Here is a 15,499-nt window from a genome sequence, read left to right on the forward strand (position 1 = left end):
CCTCATGCCCCGTTGCCTCATCGTGCAACCTATCCACCCCGCCGGGCTCGACCTGCTGGCGCAGGCCGGCATCGAGCCGGTGAATGCCCCGGCCTATGATGCCGACACCATCATCCGCGCCATGGCCGGCATGGAGGCGGTCATCACCCGCGATGCTGGCCTGCGCGCCCCGGCCATGGCCGCCGCGCCCGGCTTGCGCGTCATCGGCGTGCACGGCGTGGGCACCGATCCGGTCGATATCGGAGAGGCGAGCCGGCGCGGCGTCTGCGTGGTCAACACGCCGGGCACCAATGTGCGCGCGGTCGCGGAGCAGACGCTGGCCCTGACGCTGGCGCTCGCCAAGTCGGTGCCGGGAGCGGACGCGGCGGTCCGGCGTGGCGATTTCGGCTTCAAGTACCGCGCGCCGCTGCGCGAACTGCACGGGGCGATCTTCGGCGTGGTCGGCTTCGGCAATATCGGCCGCGCCACGGCGGAGCTGGCGCGCGCCTTCGGCATGCGCGTGGTCGGCTTCTCGCGCAGCCAGCCGGATTCGGCGTTTCTCGAATCCGGCGTCGAGCGGATGGACAGCCTCGACGCGCTGCTCGCCATCGCCGACGTCGTTTCGCTGCACCTGCCGAATACGCCGGAAACGCGCGGTGTGATCGGCGCGCGCGAGCTGGGGCTGATGAAGCCGGGCGCGTTTGTGGTCAACACCTCGCGCGGCGCCCTGATCGACGAGACGGCTCTGGCGCAGGCGCTGGGCGCGCACCGCATCGGCGGCGCCGGCCTCGACGTGTTCGTGCGCGAGCCGCTCGATCCCGCCTCGCCGCTCGCCGGCCTCGACAATGTGGTGCTCAGCCCTCACGTCGCCGGTTCTGCGGTCGAGGCGCTGGAGCGCACCGCCCTTCTCGTGGCGCAGCAGGTGGCGGAGGTGTTCGCCGGCCGCCGCCCGCGCCATCTCGTCAATCCTGAAATATGGCCGCCGGGCCAGGGGGACCGCTCGTGACATCCGACATCGCCATTGATCGCGCCTTTGCCGAACGCCTGTTCGACGAACTGGCGGAACACACCACGGATGCGCCGGGCATCACCCGCGCCGCCTATGGGGAGGGCGAGCAGTTCGCCCATGAGGTGATGAAGCGCGAGGCGGCGGCGCTCGGCCTGTCGCAGCGCATCGACCCGGCCGGCAATCTCTATCTGACCTATGAGGGGCGCGATCCCACTTTGCCGGGCTGGGTGGTGGGCTCCCATCTCGATTCGGTGCCCCATGGCGGCAATTTCGACGGTGCCGCCGGGGTGATCGCCGGCCTGTCGGCGGTGCGGGCACTGGTCGAGGCCGGGGTCCGGCCGCGCCGCTCGGTCACGGTGATGGCGATCCGGGCCGAGGAGAGCAACTGGTTCCCGCTGTCCTATCTCGGCAGCCGCGCCGCGCTCGGCCTGCTGCCGGACGCAAGCCTCGACACGCCGCGCGCCGACACCGGGATCGCCCTGCGCGAGCACATGGCGCGGCTCGGGCTCGATCCCGCGCAGGTCGGCACCGGCAAGGTGCATCTCGACCCGAAGGGCCTGCACGGCTTCGTCGAGCTGCATATCGAACAGGGGCCGGTGCTCGGCGCCGAAGATGTGCCGATCGGCCTCGTTACCGGCATTTCCGGCAGTTTCCGCTACCGCAAGGCACGGATTCTGGGCGAATGGGGCCATTCCGGCGCCGTGCCGCGCAGCCACCGCCACGACGCGGTGTTCGCGCTCGCCGATCTCATCACCGCGCTGGATGGCCTGTGGGCCGAAGTGCTGGCCGATGGCGAGACCGCGACCATCACCTTCGGCGAGGTGGCGACGCCGCCCGATCTGCATGGTTTCAGCAAGGTGCCGGGCGAGGTCGGCTTCTGCCTCGACGTGCGCAGCCTGTCGCCGGGCTGCCTGGAGCGCATCCACGCCCGGCTGATGGAACTCGTGGCGCGGATCGAGACGGCACGCGGCGTCACCTTCGATCTCGGCGAGCGTTCCGGCTCGATGCCGGCGCGGCTGGACGAGAGCCTGCGCGCGCAGTTCGCGGCGGTGGCGCAGGCGCAAGGCGTCGGCTTCGTCGAGATGGCGAGCGGGGCCGGCCACGACACCGCGACCTTCGCCAATGCCGGCGTGCCTTCGGCGCTGGTGTTCCTGCGCAACCAGAACGGCAGCCATAATCCCGACGAGGCGATGCGCATCGAGGATTTCGTGGTCGCCGCCGACGTCATCGCGCATCTTCTGGCGCGCGACGACAATCGCTGAGCGTCAGTCCAGCGTTTCGCCGAAGGGCAGCAGCTTGAGGCCGGCGCCGGAAAGCCGGTCGCGGATGGTGCGGGCCATCTCCACCGCGCCATGGGTGTCGCCATGGACGCACACCGTTTCCGGCCGCACCTTGAGGCGGCCGCCGCTGGCGGTGATGATCTCGCCATCCTCCACCATGCGCAGCACCCGCGTCGCGGCGGCTTCCGCGTCATGGATCACCGCGCCGGGAAGCTTGCGCGAGACCAGATTGCCGTTGTCGGCATAGGCGCGGTCGGCATAAACCTCGCTCACCACGCGCAGGCCGGCGGCGAGGCCGGCGCGCTCCATCTCCAGCCCCGGCATGGCGATGAAGATCAGGTCGCGATCGACCGCGCGGATGGCGCGGGCCACCGCATCGGCCAGTTCCGCATCCTCATTGGCGATGTTGCCGAGCGAACCGTGGGTCTTCACATGCTGGAGCTTCTGCCCGTCGGCATGGGCGAGGGCCTGCAGCGCGCCGATCTGGTAGATGATGTGCTTCTCCATATCGGCCGGGCGTTCGCCCATGATCGGGCGGCGGCCGAAGCCCCACAGGTCGAGAAAGCTGGGATGGGCACCGACGCCCACCCCGTTCCTCTTCGCGGCTGCCAGTGTCGCGGCCATCACCAGCGGATCGCCGGCATGAAAGCCGCAGGCGATGTTGGCGGAGGTGACGATCTCCAGCATCGCCGGATCGTCGCCGAGCGTGTAGACGCCGAAGCCCTCGCCCATGTCGCAATTGATGTCGATGCTGGTCATGTCCGCCCCGTCTCGCTGAAGGGATCCTGCGCGGCGCAGGTGACGCCGCTGATGAGGTTGAGGCCAAGCAGCCGGTCGCTGGTGAGCGCGGCCGCGCCGAACACCACCGGCTCCATGCCGGCGATGATCTCTTTGAGGCTCGCCGCTGCCGCCTGCGCGATGCGGACGGCCTCCGCGAGGTCCACCGCCTCGAAGCGGATCTCGTCGCCGGGCCGCGCCTGGGCGAGGAGCCGCAGGTCCGGGCCGATCACGGTCGCGATCTTCGGGTAGCCGCCCGTGGTCTGACGGTCGGCGAGCAGGATGATCGGCCTTCCATGACCGGGTATCTGGATCGAGCCGTTGGCGATGCCGTCGGAGACGATGTTGAAGCCGGCAGCATGCTCGACCTCGGGGCCTTCAAGCTGGCAGCCCATGCGATCGGTGCGGTTGGAGAGGCGATAGGTCGAGGTCAGGAAGGTCTCGATGCCCTTCGCCGTAAACGCGTCCGCCTGCGGGCCGAGCACCACGCGCAGCCGGGTTTCCGCGGCCGGGAGCTGGCCGGCATCGAGCCGCAGCGGCGGGCCGGAGGGCGCGCCCTTCAGCAGCAGGATGGCCCCGGCACCGAGCGGGCCGCCATCGAGCCCGCCGATGCGCGAGCGGGTATGGGTCGAGACGCTGCCCAGCACCGGGGCGACATCGAAGCCGCCCGCGACCGCGAGATAGCCGCGCATACCGCTCGCCGCGCGACCGACCGTCAGCGTGTCGCCGCGCACGAGGTCATGCGCCTGATGGGGCTGCGCCGGCCGGCCGTTGATCGCGAGCGGCATCGTCGCGCCGGCCAGCGCGATGCGGCAATTGGGGGCGGCGACGGTGAAGGCGATGCCGGACAGCGTCATCTCCACCACCGCGGCGTCGCCGGGATTGCCGACCAGCGCGTTGGCAAGGCGCATGCTGAAGCTGTCCATCGCGCCGGAATTGGAGATGCCGAAGCGCTGATAGCCGAAGCGGCCGGCGTCCTGAAGCGTGGAGAACAGCCCGCCATCGCTCAGCGCCAGATGATCATCGCTTTTCGGATCATCGCTCATGGCCGGGGCTCCGCATTCGAGGCCAGCCGTTCCGCCACGACTTCCCCGCGCTGCGCGGCGGCGAGCATGTCGTCATACTCGTCCGCGCCGACGGGATAGAAGCCCAGCGTGTCGCCCGGCGCGAACAGGAACGGCTCCGCGCGAGCCGGATCATAGGAGCGCACCGGGGTCTGGCCGAGAAGATGCCAGCCGCTCGGCACTTCCAGCGGCGGGGAGACCGCCGCCTGCCGCCCGCCGATAGACACGCTGCGCGGCGGCGTCTTCGGGCGGGGATCGGTGCGCCGGCTGGTGTGGATCGCTTCCGGCAGGCCGCCGAGATAGGCGAAGCCGGGGGCGAAACCGATCATGTAGACCCGGTACAGCGCGCCGCTATGGATCGCGATCAGCTCCTCGGTGGACAGGCCGTGGAGCTTGGCCACCGCTTCCAGATCGACGCCATGCTCGCCGCCATAGCGCACCGGCACGCGCCAATGCGCGCCGCCGGCCGCATCGTCTTCGCCATGATCGAGCGCGAGGATGTGGCGGGCCAGCGCGTCGCGCCCGATCGCCAGCGGATCGAACAGCACCAGCAGCGAGCGGTAGGTCGGGACGGTCTCGCGCACGCCTTGGACCGGGTGCTCGGTAAGCGCCCGATCCAGCGCGACCACGCGCCGGTTCACCGCTTCGTCGACATCGCTGCCGAACTCGACGACCAGCCCGCCATCTCCGGCATCCAGCAGGCGAGGGGGGGAGGTGGGGGACTGATTCATGGGCGTCTTGGCGGATGTTCGGTGCCGAAGGCACGGCGGGAGGAGGGGGCGGTTTTGGCGATGGTGTGATTTTTATCGATATAATTCAATATGTTATTTGAAAATCACTCGCATCGCTCCGGCCATGATCGGTCAGGAGCGCCGATCCGCAAAGGCCAAATCACAGGCAGGCATGCATAAAAATTCCACTTGCATTCCCTCGGTATACCATAAAAATTCCAGCAATCGATCCGGCGCGCATCGGCCAATTCGGCCGGCGCTGGCGGCGGGTCGCGTTTCACTGGCAGAGGCGTGTGCAGATGACATTCGACGAGGCCGCCCAGATCGTTCTTCCCGCCGGCCACGGCAAGGCGCTGCGCCTGAAGGCCGGCTGGAGCGTGCGGCTGACCAACCCTTACGGCACGCAGGCGCTCGACTTCTGGGCGTTCAACGCCGAAGACCTGTCCGAATTCCTGTCCATGGACAATCTGCGCTCGTTCAACTCGGTCGCCTATGTCAACAAGGGCACCGCGCTGGTAACGACCGAGCGACGCCCGATCGTCTGCATCGCCGAGGACACCTCGGCCGGCAATCACGACACGCTGCTGTGCGCCTGCAACCCGGCGATCTATCGCCAGCTCGGCGTGACCGGCTTTCACCGCTCCTGCGCCACCAACATGCATGAGGCGCTCGGCGAGATCGGCATCACCTATCCCTTCACCCCCGCGCCGCTGAACCTGTTCATGAGCGTGGAGGTGCGCCCCGACGGCACGCTCGACCGTATCCTGCCGCGCTCCAAACCCGGCTCCTATATCGAGATGAAGGCCGAGTTCGACGCGGTACTGGTGTTCTCCAACTGCCCGCAGGACATCACCACCATCAACGGCCCGGACCGCACGCCGCGCGACTGCATCCTCGACATTCTTCCCCCCGTGGGGGCGGCGTGATGGCGGCCGCGCCCGAGCCGCTGCTGCGCATCCGCGAGCTGCGCAAGAATTTTGGCGCGCACGAGGTGCTCAAGGGCATCTCGCTCGATGTCCATGCCGGCGAGGTGGTGTCGGTGATCGGCGCCTCTGGTTCGGGCAAGAGCACCTTCCTGCGCTGCATCAACGTGATGGAAATGCCCAATGCGGGCTTCCTCGACTTCGAGGATGCCCATTTCGATTTCGCCGAGGGCTCGCGCAGCCGGCCGAGCGAGGCGCAGCTTCGCGCGCTCCGCGCCCGCATCGGCATGGTGTTCCAGAGCTACAATCTGTGGCCGCACATGACGGTGCTGGAGAATGTGATCGAGGCGCCGATGCGCGTGCTCGGCCGCCCCCGTGCCGAGGCGGTGGCGACCGCGGAATCGCTGCTGGAGCGCATCGGCCTCGCCGACAAGCGCGGCGCCTATCCGAGCCGGCTCTCCGGCGGCCAGCAGCAGCGCGTGGCCATTGCCCGCGCGCTCGCCATGAAGCCGCGCCTCATGCTGTTCGACGAGGTGACCAGCGCGCTCGACCCCGAACTGGTCGGCGAGGTGCTGGCGCTGATGGCCTCGCTGGCGCAGGAGGGCATGACCATGCTGCTCGTCACCCATGAGATCGGCTTTGCCCGCGAGGTCTCGACCCGCACCGTGTTCTTCGACCAGGGGCTGATCGCCGAGGACGGGCCGCCGCGCGAGGTGCTGCGCCGGCCCAAGAGCGAGCGGCTTCAACAGTTCCTCAAGCGCGTGCTGCACGAGCATGTCGCGGATGAAGTGGCGGGAGGAGCGCAGCCATGACCTTTTCCGAATGGCTCGATTTCTTCCTGCCCTATGTGCCGGGCTTCCTGCACGCTTCCTGGCTGGTGCTGGTGATCACCGTGCTGGTGATCCTGGTGAGCTGGGTGTGCGGGCTGCTGGTGGCGCTCGGCAAGGCCTCGCAGATCGGGGTGATCCGGCAGGCCAGCAATTTCTACATCTGGTTCATTCGCGGCACGCCGGCGCTGATCCAGATCTTCATCGTCTATTTCGGCCTGCCGCAGCTCGGGCTCGGCCTGTCGCCCTTCGTGGCCGGCGTGCTGGCGCTCGGCATCAATAGCGGGGCCTATGTCGCGGAAATCATCCGCTCGGGGCTTTCCGCAATTCCCAAGGGGCAGGTGGAATCCTCGCTCGCGCTCGGCATGAGCCGCGTCGAGACGCTGCGCCGCATCGTGCTGCCGCAGGTGGTGCGCATCATCCTGCCCTCGGTGACCAATGAGGCGATCTCGACGCTGAAGAACACCTCGCTGCTCTCCACCATCACCGTGGTGGAACTGACGCTCTACGCCCAGACCATCATCGCCACCACCTTCCGGCCCTTCGAGTTCTATGCCGCCACGGCGGTGATCTACCTGATCATGACCACGATGCTGTCGCAGGTCGCGGCCGTGCTGGAGCGCCACAATGCCCGCTATGTCTGATCCTTGCGCGAGGGGAGCGCGCCTCTCATGAGTGTGCTGCCCGTCGATTCACTGGAAACCCCGCGCTTCTGCGGCGTGCCCACCTTCATGCGCCTGCCGCAGGCGACCATGCTCGACGGGCTGGATGCCGCCATCCTCGGCATCCCCTCCGATTCCGGCGCCCCGTTCCGCACCGGCGCCCGCTTCGCGCCGAACGCGGTGCGCGCCATGTCGATCATGCTGCGCCCGATCAATCCCTATCGCGGCGGCATCAACGTGTTCGAGGCGCTGCGCGTCGCCGATGCCGGGGACTGCTCGGTGGTGCCGGGCTATCTGGAGGAGACCTATACGCGGATCGAGGCCTCGGTGCGCACGCTGGTCGAGGCCGGCGTCACGCCGTTCGGCATTGGCGGCGACCATTCGGTGACGCTGGCCGAGATCCGCGCGGTGGCCGCGACCCACGGCCCGGTGGCGCTGATCCAGTTCGACTCGCATTCCGACACCTGGGACAAGTATTTTGCCGGCAAAAAATACAGCGCCGGCACGCCGTTCCGCCGCGGCGTCGAGGAGAACATCATCGACCCGTCGCATTCGATCCAGGTCGGGCTGCGCGGTTCGCTGTTCTCGCCCACCGATGTCAGCCAGTCGCTCGATCTCGGCTACGACGTGGTGACCACCGACGAGATGTTCGCGATGGGCATGGAAGCGCTTGCCGAGCGCATCGCCGCGCGGACCGCCGGCCGGCCGGCCTTCCTCACCTTCGATCTCGATTTCGTCGACCCCGCCGCCGCGCCGGCGGTGGAGACGCCGGAGGCGGGCGGGCCGAATGCGCGCGAAACGCTCGACCTGCTGCGCCGCCTCAAGGGCATCAATCTGGTGGGCGCCGACGTGGTGGAGCTGGCACCGCCCTATGATGGGCCGGGACAGATCAGCGCCCTGCTCGCCGCCACCGTCATGGCCGAACTGCTCGCGCTCCATGCCGAGAGCCGGCCTGCCTTCCATCCGTGAAAGACGCCAGCCTTAAGAAGAAAAGTCGCCGCCTTCCCGTCAACCAGCTTTCTCAGGGGACTATCATGCGCTTTCCGTTTTTGCCCGTCATCGCCGCGGCCGCGCTCGGCGCGCTGGTCGCCCAGCCCGCCGCCGCTCAGGAGCTGGAACTGATCCAGCCCGGCAAGATCCTCATCGCCACCGAAGGCACCTACCCGCCCTTCTCCATGCGCGCCCCGGACGGCACGCTGGACGGGCTGGAAATCCGCGTCGGCAAGGAGATCGCCAAGCGGCTGAACCTCGAATACACCCCGGTCATCATCAAGTGGGAATCGCTGCTCGTCGGGCTTGAGGCCGGCCAGTACGATTTCGCCTCCGACGCCATGGACATCACCGAAGCCCGCCAGAAGCAGGTGACCTTCGCCGATGGCTGGCTGGAATCGGGCGGCCGCGTCGTGACCAAGAAGGGCTCGGACATCAAGAAGTCCGCCGACATCAAGGGCCGCACCGTCGGCGTGCTGGTCGCCTCGACCTGGCAGAAGCTCGCCGAGGAGCGCGGCGCCACGGTGAAGTCCTACAAGGCCGAATCCGACGCGCTGCAGGATCTGGTGAACGGCAATATCGACGCGGTGATCACCGATTCGATCGCTGCCGCCTACGCCATCCAGGAATCCAAGCTGCCGCTGACCATGACGGATGACTATGTGAGCCATGTCCAGAAGGGCTTCCCCTTCAAGAAGGGCAAGCCGAACCTCGTCAAGGCGGTGAACAAGGCGCTGGCCGACATGATCGCCGACGGCACCTATGCCAAGCTCACCACCCCGATCGTGGGCTATTCGCCCGCGCCCAAGGACCCGATCCGCACGCAGTACTGATCGGTGCGGGCTTCAAGCCCGCCGGCACGCCGGATCCAGCATCCGGCGTGCCTTTCATGTTTCCGGCTTCCCGAACGGCGCCCACCCGGCGCGGCGAGAGTTGAGATGAAGGACAGGCACGAGGACGCGGACGGGGAGGACTTCCTCGACCCCGCCCCGAAAGCGCTGAGCCAGATGGCCTATGACCGCCTGCTCGACCAGCTCATCAAGCGCGAGATCCCCGTCGGCTCGGTGCTGCAGGAGCGGCGTCTGGCGGAACAGCTGGATATTTCGCGCACCCCGGTGCGCGAGGCGCTGAACCGGCTGGAGAGCGAAGGCTTCGTCACCCGCAAGCCCGGCCGTGTCCTCGTGGTCAAGGAGTTCTCCACCCGCGAGCTGATCGAGACGCTGCATGTGCGCCAGATCATGGAGAGCGAGGCGATCTCGCTGGCCACGCCCCGCGTGCCCCTGGACGAGCTGGATGCGGTGGAGGCGCAGATCAACCAACTGCTCGCCGCCCCGGCCCCGAGCGCCGAGGACGACTGGCAGGTCGACAGCCTTCTGCACCGCATGATCGCCACCCATAGCGGCAATGCCGTGCTGGCCGGCATGATCGAGGGGCTGCGGGTGAAGACCTACACCTTCAATCTCGACCGCGTTCCCGAACGCTTCGAGATCGGCCATCGCGAGCATCTCGTGATGATCGACGCCCTGCGCCGTCGCAATCGCGACGCCGCCCGTGCCGCGATCCAGCAGCACATCGAGAACGTCAAACACAGCATCATCCTGAAACTCAGCAGTATTTGAGGACGCAAATGTCTCAGAAGAAAATAGATGAAACCACGCGCGGCGTGTACATCATCTCCCCGACCCCGTTCACGGAGGATGGACGGGTCGACCTCGCCAGCACCGACACGCTGCTGGACTTCTATGACGAGAAGGGCGTGACCGGCATCACCATCCTCGGCGTGCTCGGCGAGGCCGGCAAGCTGACGCCAGAGGAATCCGCCCTGTTCCTCGACCATGTGATGAAGCGGGTGGATGGCACCAAGCCGATCGTGGTCGGCGCCACCAATCCCGGCACCGACAATCTCGTGCGCTTCGCCAACAGCGCCATGGAGAAGGGCGCCGCCGGCCTGATGATCGCGCCGCTGCCGGGGCTGAAGACCGACGATCAGGTCTACGCCTATTGGGAGGCGGTGCTCACGCGCCTCGGGCCGGACATCCCGGTCTGCTATCAGGACTACCCGCAGACCACGCAGGTCGTCACCTCGGTCCCGGTGCTGAACCGGCTGATCGACGACTTCCCGAATTTCGTCATGCTCAAGCATGAGGAGGGCTCGGGCCTCTCCAAGATCACCAAGCTGCGCGAGCGCTCGGACGCCGGCAAGGGCCGGCGCGTGTCGATCCTCGTGGGCAATGGCGGGCTCTATCTGCCGCAGGAGCTGCGCCGCGGGGTCGACGGCGCCATGACCGGCTTCGCCTATCCCGAAATGCTGGTCGAGGTGGTCAACCGGTTCCACGCCGGCGAGGTCGAGGCGGCCGAAGACCTGTTCGACATCTACCTGCCGATCCTGCGCCATGAGCAGCAGCTCGGCTTCGGTCTCGCGGTGCGCAAGGAAATCCTGCGCCGTCGCGGTGCGATCGCCTGTTCCGCCACCCGCCATCCCGGCCCTAAGATGACCGCGCGGGACCATCAGGAACTCGACGAGCTGATGGCACGTCTCGCGATCAAGTTGGGGAAGTGACTTATGGATCTTGGATTGAAAGGCCGCACCGCGCTGGTGCTCGGCTCCAGCCGCGGGCTGGGCGAGGCGATCGCGCGCACGCTGGCGGGCGAGGGCGCGCGGGTCATCATCTGCGGGCGTAACGCCGGGCGGGTCGCGGAGGTGGCGGGCGAGATCCGCGCGAGCGGCGGCGATGCCGGCGAAATGGTGGTCGACCTCGCCAACCGCGCCGGCCTGCTGGCGGCGCTGGAGGGCTTTTCCGAGCCGGTCGACATCCTGATCAACAATGGCGGCGGACCTCCGCCCGGCCCGGTGGCGCAGGCCACCGCCGAGCAGTGGAGCAAATCCTTCGAGGCCATGGTCGGCTCGCTGTTCGAGATCACGACGCGGCTGTTGCCGGGCATGCGCGCGCGCGGCTTCGGGCGGGTGATCAACCTCGTCTCCTCGGGCGTGGCGCAGCCGATCCCTAATCTGGGCCTGTCGAACGCGCTGCGCGCCTCGATCGTCGGCTGGGCCAAGACGCTGGCGGCGGAAGTCGCGGCGGAGGGCGTGACGGTGAACTGCGTGCTGCCCGGCCGCATCCACACCTCGCGCACCGACGAACTGGACGCCGCCGCCGCCAAACGCACGGGCGCCAGTGTCGAGGACGTGTCGAAGGCCTCGCGCGCGTCGATCCCGATGGGACGCTACGGCGACCCGCAGGAATTCGCCGACGTGGTGACCTTCCTCGCCAGCGCGCGGGCGAGCTACGTCACCGGCTCGCAGATCCGCGTCGATGGCGGGATGATCCGGGGCCTGTGACAGGCCCCACGGCCCCGGCGGGCGCTATCCCGCCGGGTGTCCTTTGGTGTGGCCGGCGTTACCCGATCTGCGAGACGATCGCCTGCAGCCGCTCGACCAGTCCCGATTCCTTGAGGTGGCGCTCGAACGTCATCGGAAGCGGATCGGTGTCCATGTTGGTGGGCCAATCGGTCGTCGCGGGCAGACTGCGGAACAGGTCGTCCGAGCTGCCCCACGCGGCCTTGATGCCGTATTTCTCCGCCGTAAACCGATTCATCGCCTGCTCATTGGCGAGTATGCGCCCGCCGATAGCCGCATATTCCAGCATCTTGGTCGGTGTCTGGAAGATGTGGGGCGCGTGGTTGGGGAAGTAGGAGACCGTTACATTCGAGTCCAGAACATAGTCGAACACCTGCCGCTGGGGCACAGGGCCGGTGAAGCGTACATTTGGTTGGTCGCGATAGCGCTCGACCAGATAGGGTTCGGGCTGGCCGACCATGAGCAGCGTTTTGTCCTGGGGCACATGCCGCAGGAAGCTGTCCACCATGACCTCGATCTTGCGTTCGGCTTTCATCGCGCCGACGTAGCAGAAATCGTAGCTGAACACGTCCGGGTCGGTCTTGTGATACTCGAGAACGGCTGTGGAAATGGCGACATCGAGCAGATAGGTATCGACCCGATCGAAGAAATGGAGGCGGTCGGCTATCGAGGGCTGGATGATCCGGATATCCGGGCGGGCGTTCAGCCGCTCCTTGATCCGGTCCTTGAACCACGCGCCACGGCCCAGCGACAGCGAGCGGTAATCATGAATGGTGCAGGCGGCGGCCAGCTTCTTGGGGTAATAACCCATCATATGCCAGCAGATGGAACGCCCCAAATCCGGCTTCTGAGATGCCGTTTCGAAGGAAGCTTCTTCCATTTCATAAGTGTCTGAATAGCATTCCTTCATCGCTTTGACGAGAGGATACATAGCTTTGCTATCATGAACAAAGTATATTTTTTGCATTCGCCGTCAATCCAATTTAAAAATACTCAAATATAATCAGTGCGCCTGCCGTCATCTCGGTGCGAAGCAAAGGCCGTAAAAATCGCAGACGGCGCTATCCGCACGGAGAAAATAGGTAGCGACAGTATGACGATTGGCCTGCCGACGGCAAAGAAATTGATCCGAGCCGCGAACGGAGGGTGTCGCGTTAACGTCGGTCGTTCTAGGCTGTTGCGCGTAATGAGCGGATATGAGCAATTTGGTAGAGTCGCGTATGTTCACCTTGCGGTCTCAGTAGGTGCCTTCTGATAAGCGATCAGCTTCCTTAAATGCATACTGAATAATTTATTATATAATGCAATTCATAAATTATATATGCCAATATTAATCTAATATGATGGAATTTTTGATGAAAAGTAAAAAAATAATCTATCTCGTTACGTCGTTTGCGGGTCGATCCACCGGGATAGGTGGTCATTATCGCTCGATGAAGACCATAGCTACTGCGTATAGTGCCGAGAATTCCGAAGACGCTGTGAAGATGATCAATGTCGGCAGTATTGATCCTATTGCGTTGAGGGGTAGCGATATAGATTACAGGCATGTGGTTTTTGAGAATTGGAATTATATTTCAATAAAAAATATTGTGGATGAATTATTAAAAGAAAACGCTACACATATACATGTTTTCGATAAAATTGCATTCTTATTGGCAAATGAAGTTGCAGAAAGATCGGGGTGTCGAGTCTACATTACAAAGCCGGGTGGTCCGAGGCCGCGAATGTATTATCCTGCTGCCGACAATATTTTTGTTTTCTCTCAGGAAGATGTCGATTATTTTTATAATCGTGCAAAATTCAAGAATTCCAATATTCATTATCTCCCACAGCGCGTTCTTGCCCCCTCTTTGAAAGGGGCCGGTGCGATGGATCTGGCGCGGGAGGTCGGAGTGGGTCGGCTGAAGATTTTCCGCATCGCCCGTATCTCTCACGTTTACCTGAAGTCAATTCTCGGCACCTTGAAGCTCGCGGCCGAATCTCGCGCTCGCGGCGTCGATGCCAGCGCCGTTATCATTGGCTACATACAAGATAAGGAGGCTTATGATCAGGTGGTCGCTGCGGCGGACAAGAGCGACTTCGTTTTCGTCGACCTGAAATACACTAAGAATGCGTCGGACTTCCTGCCGGCAGCCGATGTCGTTGTGGCCACGGGGCGTGGCGTTATGGAAGCGGCCATGCTGGGGAAACCGATTTTCTGCCCAATCTCCAATGATGATATGCCGTTGCCTATGCGGGCCGATACTTTCAAATTGTTGTTCGATAGGAATTTTTCGGGTCGATCGGTCGCGCCCGACGACATGATTGTCCAATGCCGAGAAGAATACTCGAAGCTGGCAGAGCCGGCCCACGTCGCAGAACTCGGCGCATTTTCCAAGAAAATGGCCGATGAATTCTTCGATGTCGTGAAGGTGATACCAAAGTATAGAGAAATATACGATTTTTCGACTAAATGCTCCTCTATATCATTCTCCGATAAATTCATGATGTACTTCGAGCTCTATAGAACCATCGGCCAAGCTGTTCGCTAGAGCATTTTCTTGCGAAAATAGATGAACTTTCGCGACAAAATCGGCTGGTGTGCGCGAGCGAATCGCCTTGAACGGCGCGGCTGGCGCTCGGGGGCGTTGCGGCCCGCGTGGTCAGCCTGTGCACGGTGCCGATCCTGGCGCGTCTCTATACGCCTGCCGATTACGGGCTTGTCGCGGTCTATGCCGCACTGGTGCAGATGCTGCTGCCGCTGGTGTCGCTGCGCTACCCGATGGCGATCCCGCTGCCGCGCCGCGACGAAATGGCGCTCAACCTGTTCGCCCTGTCGGGCCTGCTCACGCTGGGTGTCGGCGGCCTCGTCTGCGTCGCGCTGATCTTCGTCGGGCCATGGTTGCTCGACCTGTTCTCCGCGCAGGCGCTGGCGCCATGGTGGTTCCTGCTGCCCATCGGCTTGCTGATGGCGGGCTTTTCCGAAATCCTGAACGCCTGGGCGACACGCCGGCGGGCCTACCAGTTGATGGCCATGAATTCGATCGTCGCCGTTCTCGTTGGCGATGGACTGAAGCTTGTTCTGGGCTTCCTGGGCATTCGGCCATTGGGGCTGCTGTTCGGGCAGATGGCAAACCAGAGCGGAGGTATTCTGCGCTTTACCCAGGTTTTCTTCAAGAATTTCCGCCGGATTCCCCAGGTCGTGACGAGGAGCCGGCTGCTCTTCATCGCCTCGTTCTACAAAGACTATCCGATATACCGGCTGCCGTTGCAGATCATCCTGGTCTTCACGATGCAGGCGCCGCTGCTGTACACCGCCAAGTTCTATGGCATCGCCGTGTCCGGGCAGCTCGGCCTCGCTCTGACCATGCTGGCGCTGCCCATCAGCATTATCGGCCAATCCATCGGCCGGGCCTACTATGCCGAGGTCGCGCAGCTGGGGCGCAATCGGCCTGACCAGATCTTTTCGGTGACCGTCAAGATTCAGCTGCTTCTTCTCGCGGCGAGCATCGTTCCCACGCTCGGACTGATGTTTTTCGGGCCGACGATCTTTCGTATCGCGTTCGGCTCCCAATGGGAGACCGCTGGACATTATGCGTCCTTGCTGTCGATCTACATATTTCTCCAGTTTACATCGTCGCCTCTGATGCAGCTGTTGAATGTTTACAACAGGCAGCGGGCGTTTCTTGTCATGAATGTCGTCAGGGCCGTCGCATTCATTGCGATGTGCGTTGCCGTTACCTACTTCGATCTGTCTGCCGAAAATTATGTAAGGATTTACAGCCTTCAGATGGTGCTGTTCTACGCTGGATCGAGCATTTATATTATTTATGTGGCCTACCAGCTCAAGAACAGCCGCGCGATATCGTCAGCGCGGTGAGCCCGTCGCCCGTGAAAGGCGGCCTCGGAATCGCGCC

Annotated in this window: 16 protein-coding genes; 12 read left to right on the top strand and 4 right to left on the bottom strand. The window is 64.5% G+C overall.

The genetic code is table 11. The annotated features are described in order from the left end of the window. Window positions 1-4: 4 nt before the first annotated feature. Both MKI84_RS19190 and MKI84_RS19195 read left to right on the top strand, forming a co-directional pair. Window positions 5-985 (top strand): hydroxyacid dehydrogenase, encoded by a 981-nt coding sequence (locus MKI84_RS19190; RefSeq protein ID WP_241621872.1) that lies wholly within the window; start codon window positions 5-7, stop codon window positions 983-985. Next, entirely contained in the window at window positions 982-2,250 is a 1,269-nt protein-coding gene (locus MKI84_RS19195) for a Zn-dependent hydrolase (RefSeq protein WP_241621873.1), read from the top strand. The genes MKI84_RS19190 and MKI84_RS19195 overlap by 4 nt, the downstream gene beginning before the upstream one ends. 3 nt (window positions 2,251-2,253) lie before the next feature. Here MKI84_RS19195 and MKI84_RS19200 read toward each other — a convergent pair whose 3' ends face one another. The 3 genes from MKI84_RS19200 to pxpB are packed head-to-tail and all read right to left on the bottom strand — an operon-like array spanning window position 2,254 to window position 4,840. After that, a complete protein-coding gene (locus tag MKI84_RS19200) occupies window positions 2,254-3,027 on the bottom strand; it encodes a LamB/YcsF family protein (RefSeq protein ID WP_241621874.1) in 774 nt (257 codons plus the stop codon). Continuing rightward, window positions 3,024-4,091, bottom strand: coding sequence for a 5-oxoprolinase subunit C family protein (locus tag MKI84_RS19205; protein ID WP_241621875.1), 1,068 nt, complete (start codon window positions 4,089-4,091; stop codon window positions 3,024-3,026). Before MKI84_RS19205 ends, MKI84_RS19200 begins: the two co-directional genes overlap by 4 nt. After that, window positions 4,088-4,840, bottom strand: a complete 753-nt coding sequence (gene pxpB / locus MKI84_RS19210; protein WP_241621876.1) for a 5-oxoprolinase subunit PxpB — start codon at window positions 4,838-4,840, stop codon at window positions 4,088-4,090. Before pxpB ends, MKI84_RS19205 begins: the two co-directional genes overlap by 4 nt. A gap of 299 nt (window positions 4,841-5,139) precedes the next feature. Here pxpB and MKI84_RS19215 point away from each other — a divergent pair, with 299 nt between their 5' ends. The 8 genes from MKI84_RS19215 (at window position 5,140) to MKI84_RS19250 (ending at window position 11,582) form a co-directional block, all read left to right on the top strand. After that, window positions 5,140-5,766 carry a DUF1989 domain-containing protein gene (locus MKI84_RS19215; RefSeq protein ID WP_241621877.1) on the top strand — a complete coding sequence of 209 codons (627 nt, stop codon included), beginning with the start codon at window positions 5,140-5,142 and terminating at the stop codon, window positions 5,764-5,766. Further along, the gene (locus MKI84_RS19220) at window positions 5,766-6,575 is read left to right on the top strand and encodes an amino acid ABC transporter ATP-binding protein (protein WP_281063261.1); all 810 of its coding nucleotides are present in this window, start codon (window positions 5,766-5,768) and stop codon (window positions 6,573-6,575) included. The genes MKI84_RS19215 and MKI84_RS19220 overlap by 1 nt, the downstream gene beginning before the upstream one ends. Next, a complete protein-coding gene (locus MKI84_RS19225) occupies window positions 6,572-7,234 on the top strand; it encodes an amino acid ABC transporter permease (protein ID WP_241621878.1) in 663 nt (220 codons plus the stop codon). The genes MKI84_RS19220 and MKI84_RS19225 overlap by 4 nt, the downstream gene beginning before the upstream one ends. A gap of 27 nt (window positions 7,235-7,261) precedes the next feature. Continuing rightward, window positions 7,262-8,221 (top strand): agmatinase, encoded by a 960-nt coding sequence (locus MKI84_RS19230; protein WP_241621879.1) that lies wholly within the window; start codon window positions 7,262-7,264, stop codon window positions 8,219-8,221. Between the two features lie 65 nt (window positions 8,222-8,286). Next, complete coding sequence (locus MKI84_RS19235; RefSeq protein WP_241621880.1) at window positions 8,287-9,075, top strand: transporter substrate-binding domain-containing protein; 789 nt, start codon at window positions 8,287-8,289, stop codon at window positions 9,073-9,075. A gap of 105 nt (window positions 9,076-9,180) precedes the next feature. Continuing rightward, on the top strand, window positions 9,181-9,861 hold the full coding sequence (locus MKI84_RS19240; RefSeq protein ID WP_241621881.1) for a GntR family transcriptional regulator: 681 nt from the start codon (window positions 9,181-9,183) through the stop codon (window positions 9,859-9,861). A gap of 8 nt (window positions 9,862-9,869) precedes the next feature. Then, window positions 9,870-10,802 carry a dihydrodipicolinate synthase family protein gene (locus tag MKI84_RS19245; protein ID WP_241621882.1) on the top strand — a complete coding sequence of 311 codons (933 nt, stop codon included), beginning with the start codon at window positions 9,870-9,872 and terminating at the stop codon, window positions 10,800-10,802. Window positions 10,803-10,805: 3 nt separating this feature from the next. Next, window positions 10,806-11,582, top strand: coding sequence for an SDR family oxidoreductase (locus MKI84_RS19250; protein WP_241621883.1), 777 nt, complete (start codon window positions 10,806-10,808; stop codon window positions 11,580-11,582). A 58-nt stretch (window positions 11,583-11,640) separates the two neighbouring features. On the opposite strand, the gene MKI84_RS19255 is transcribed toward MKI84_RS19250, so the two are convergent. Then, window positions 11,641-12,531: a glycosyltransferase family protein gene (locus MKI84_RS19255; protein ID WP_241621884.1), complete on the bottom strand. Its 891-nt coding sequence runs from the start codon at window positions 12,529-12,531 to the stop codon at window positions 11,641-11,643. Window positions 12,532-12,955: 424 nt separating this feature from the next. Between MKI84_RS19255 and MKI84_RS19260 the strand changes: the two genes are divergently transcribed. Then, entirely contained in the window at window positions 12,956-14,134 is a 1,179-nt protein-coding gene (locus tag MKI84_RS19260) for a glycosyltransferase family protein (protein ID WP_241621885.1), read from the top strand. Between the two features lie 80 nt (window positions 14,135-14,214). Continuing rightward, window positions 14,215-15,462: a lipopolysaccharide biosynthesis protein gene (locus tag MKI84_RS19265; protein WP_342593653.1), complete on the top strand. Its 1,248-nt coding sequence runs from the start codon at window positions 14,215-14,217 to the stop codon at window positions 15,460-15,462. Window positions 15,463-15,499 lie beyond the last annotated feature (37 nt).

It is taken from the genome of Ancylobacter gelatini (genome assembly GCF_022601675.1).
Classification (GTDB): Bacteria; Pseudomonadota; Alphaproteobacteria; order Rhizobiales; family Xanthobacteraceae; genus Ancylobacter; species Ancylobacter gelatini.